This window comes from Bradyrhizobium sp. Leo78 (assembly GCF_059512425.1).
Genome location: NZ_JCAMOT010000118.1, coordinates 1 through 3,342 on the forward strand (window position 1 = coordinate 1; position 3,342 = coordinate 3,342).

Consider the following 3,342-nt stretch of genomic DNA (forward strand, 5'->3'; position numbering starts at 1 on the left):
GAAGCCTTTCCAGTTGGCGCGGGGAGCCATTTTACGCAGAACTCCGGTTTTCCAAGGCGGTTGGATTCAAGACGATCCAGGAAGCGTTGTTCCGACACTCCACGCGTGGCCCTCAAATTATTCGCGAATCCTGCATCCGGTCCCGAGCAATTTGACGCTCACGCCGTCTTTTCATGAACGAAACGGAAACAATGCTCAGGGCTGCCACGACGCCGGAGTTAGGGTATGGCGTTGATGGCCGCCTATCGCCATGACCGCCTGAGCAAGCTCGTAATGTGCAACCTCTATTCGATCACCACCAATCAGGAAGCGATCCGCGCGTTGTTCCGCGTCGTCAACCGGTATATTGGCAACCTGCCACCGATGCCGGGCGTGTTTCCGGACTATCCGGCGCCCGTGGTCCGCGACACGGCCGATGGCCGCGAGCTGGTGCTGATGCGCTGGGGCATGCCGCCGCCACCGCAAAAACCCGGAGGACCAGTAACGAACATCCGCAATACCCCTTCGAAATACTGGCGCGCCTGGCTTAATCCGCAAAACCGTTGCCTGGTCCCCTTCAACAGCTTCGCCGAATACGCGCCGGAGCCAAATCCGGCCACGAAGAAGAAGGACGTGGTCTGGTTCGCGCTGAACGACGACCGGCCGCTTACGGCGTTTGCCGGGATCTGGACCGAGTTCAAGGGTGACCGGGGCACCAAGTCGAAGCCGATTCCCGGCCCTCACCTCGTCTATGGCTTCCTGACCACCGAGGCGAACACTGTCGTCAAACCGATCCATGACAAGGCCATGCCGGTCATCCTGACGACGGATGAGGAGCGCGACGTCTGGCTGCGCGCGCCGTGGCATGAGGCCAAGGCACTCCAGCGACCGCCGCTCGACGACGCCCTGAAGATCGTCATGCGCGGCCCGGACAAGGAAGATAAATTCGCAGCATGAACTACGCAGAGAACCGCCCCTACGCCGATCGTGAGAAAGCCGGCCGCCGGCTGATGGAGCTCGCACATACCGTCGAGCGCGTGCAAGATGGACGCATCCACATCGAAAAGATCAACTACCCATTCATGGATCACGAGAACGCCAAGCCGTCCGAATATGGCGCCGGGCTCAAGCTCGCGATCGAGCGCGGCTAGCTCAAGGCGTCTGAAAAGGCCCAGCTTCGCACCGCTGGGGCCGTTTCGCTTTGAGCGCGGTACGGCGCCCCAAAAACGAACCCGAACCAGGAAAGCTATGCAATTAATCTGACCCAATCAGGCGAGCTACGCCGCCCCTGGGGCAGCTTCTCCGGAGAGGTGCCGGGGCGTTTTCTTTTCCATCAAACTCTACGCTGCCTCGCGTCGCGAACGCTCAACGAGCTTGCTGACAGCTTCGAAGCTCTTTTCATAGTTGCTCGCCGCCTGATCAACATTCTCGGCAAACAGCCGCATCATCGACGCTTGGAACTCAACGAGTGGCTTTACAGCGTTGAAGCCGAGGGAGGTACTGGCAGCCGCGCGACTCTCTTGTTCTTTGACTATGCCGCGGACGTCTAATTTCTGATCGGCCATTTGATTCCCTCCTCTTGTTATTGCCCCAGCCACCTGACCCCAAACGTCAAAGCGAGATGCGAGTTTCAAAGGACGGAGACTAATGCGCTGAATAGGTCAGACAGTCAGGCTGACAACTTGTCTCTTCTTCGCGCCGAGCTTCGTGCGATTAAGGCGCTCGGCGATCTCAACAGCAACGGTGAGGCTGAGCGATGAGGACATAGCGGGGGTTCGCCGAATCTCGCAGGACAAGTCGACCGTGGCACAACAGATAAGGCGCATGAAGTGCATCGAAGACAGGCCCTACGTGGACCCGGAGAAAGCCGCGCGCCGGCTGCTGGAGCTGGCCAACGCCGTCGAGGCGGTACAGGACGGCCGTATCCACACCGAGAAGATCAATTACCCATTCATCGATCGGGAGAAGGCCACGCCCGGCCGAGTATAGCGCCGGCATCAAGTTCGCGATCGATCGCGGCTGGCTGTGGATGCACGAGAGCGGCACCTATGTGAAGATCACGCCGGCTGGCGCAGAGCTGTTCGCCTAGCGGGGGCGCCGACTGGGGCGTCCCTAGTTTTCGGTCCCGTTCTGTCGTTCGAGCGCTGCCAACTCTACCTGGTCCGCAAGGACCGTCAGATGGCTAGCTAGCCGGTCAAACATGTCGCGTTTGGCTTTGTCGGTTGCGAGGTCGCGTATCAGGGCGCATTCGGCTGCCTCTCTGCGGAGCTTCTCGATTTGTGCCAAATAGTCCTTCATCGCCGACGCCTACTTTGTGTTTGGCAAGTTTCGGCACGGGAACAAGCAAAGTCAATTCAGAAAATACCTGACCTTCTTGACCGCTTCTGGATAGCTCTGGATGGCACGACAGCGGCACTTATGTGAAGATCACGCCGGAAGGTGCACTGTTCGCTTGAGACTGCCAATGGGGCCGCGGATTACTCCTGCCTGCTCAGCTCGGCCATCTTTCGCCCTCGTTCCCATAGCTCTATGTCGTGGCCGTCCACCATCTGCTTGGCGCGCTCTTTCGCCGCGTCATCGTTAGGAGCCAGGAATTCGTATCGGTCCATAATGTGTCCGTCCGGACCCAGAATGAAAATGCGATACTCCTGCATTGGCATCTTCCTCCAGAATCGTCCTCCCGGCCGAAGAACCTAGAACGCTTGCAAAAGTTCCAGAGTTGGGAACGCAGCCGAGAAACCAGCTCTGGAACGATGGCTCAACCCTTCGTGTTCTTGCAGAGCTGACGCAATTTCGAGATGGTGACTTCAATAATGACGGCGGCTGACGCGGAGGAGTGTCGAAAGCAGGCCGAGGAATGCCGACGATGGGCTGAGAAGATGATCAGCCCTCTCGATAAGGAAGCTTGGCTTCGGCTAGCAGACGAGTGGATGAGGATGGCCCGGCAAGCGGAAGAGCGCCGCAGCTAGCGGCCGGACGCGATGGTGGCTCACGTTACCGCGCAAGAGACGAGGCCCGGCGTGCCTAGGAGACCGGACCTCGTAACCTAAAGGGCCCAAGACAAGGGACCACTCGGCGTACCAACAACGTAGCTAGGTGAGCAGTTCGTCTTGATTTAGATCACCTTCGCGCGAGCGACTTTCAACCGGCCGGCCGATCCATTGGTAGCGTACCCCGTAGCGGTTGCCGTCCTAGTTAGGGCAGTTGCCACGCCAATTTAGGACACCGACAGGAACGATCGAGCAGGATGGCTGTTGGCAAAGTGCGTCTGTTTGGACGCCTGGAAAGTAAGCCCTCGGTGAAGGCCGCCTTCCCGGATTGTGCTCGATGATGAGATGATTTGCTCATTGATTTGCAAACAAA

Annotated in this window: 6 protein-coding genes; 3 read left to right on the plus strand and 3 right to left on the minus strand. The window is 58.6% G+C overall.

Translation table 11 applies throughout. The features are described 5' to 3' along the window. The first annotated feature begins 273 nt into the window (after positions 1 to 273). Positions 274 to 936, plus strand: coding sequence for an SOS response-associated peptidase (locus AC5ZG1_RS43625; RefSeq protein WP_496136491.1), 663 nt, complete (start codon positions 274 to 276; stop codon positions 934 to 936). After that, on the plus strand, positions 933 to 1,130 hold the full coding sequence (locus AC5ZG1_RS43630; RefSeq protein ID WP_456647045.1) for a hypothetical protein: 198 nt from the start codon (positions 933 to 935) through the stop codon (positions 1,128 to 1,130). Before AC5ZG1_RS43625 ends, AC5ZG1_RS43630 begins: the two co-directional genes overlap by 4 nt. Positions 1,131 to 1,319: 189 nt before the next feature. Here AC5ZG1_RS43630 and AC5ZG1_RS43635 read toward each other — a convergent pair whose 3' ends face one another. Further along, on the minus strand, positions 1,320 to 1,544 hold the full coding sequence (locus AC5ZG1_RS43635; RefSeq protein WP_496136488.1) for a hypothetical protein: 225 nt from the start codon (positions 1,542 to 1,544) through the stop codon (positions 1,320 to 1,322). 259 nt (positions 1,545 to 1,803) lie between these two features. On the opposite strand from AC5ZG1_RS43635, the gene AC5ZG1_RS43640 reads away from it, so the two are divergent. Beyond that, positions 1,804 to 1,968, plus strand: a complete 165-nt coding sequence (locus tag AC5ZG1_RS43640) for a hypothetical protein (RefSeq protein WP_456647044.1) — start codon at positions 1,804 to 1,806, stop codon at positions 1,966 to 1,968. A gap of 123 nt (positions 1,969 to 2,091) precedes the next feature. Here the strand turns inward: AC5ZG1_RS43640 and AC5ZG1_RS43645 are convergent, their stop codons facing one another. Together AC5ZG1_RS43645 and AC5ZG1_RS43650 are read right to left on the minus strand one after the other, a co-directional pair. Continuing rightward, positions 2,092 to 2,277, minus strand: coding sequence for a hypothetical protein (locus tag AC5ZG1_RS43645; protein WP_496136489.1), 186 nt, complete (start codon positions 2,275 to 2,277; stop codon positions 2,092 to 2,094). A gap of 179 nt (positions 2,278 to 2,456) precedes the next feature. Beyond that, positions 2,457 to 2,633, minus strand: coding sequence for a hypothetical protein (locus tag AC5ZG1_RS43650; protein ID WP_496136490.1), 177 nt, complete (start codon positions 2,631 to 2,633; stop codon positions 2,457 to 2,459). Positions 2,634 to 3,342 lie beyond the last annotated feature (709 nt).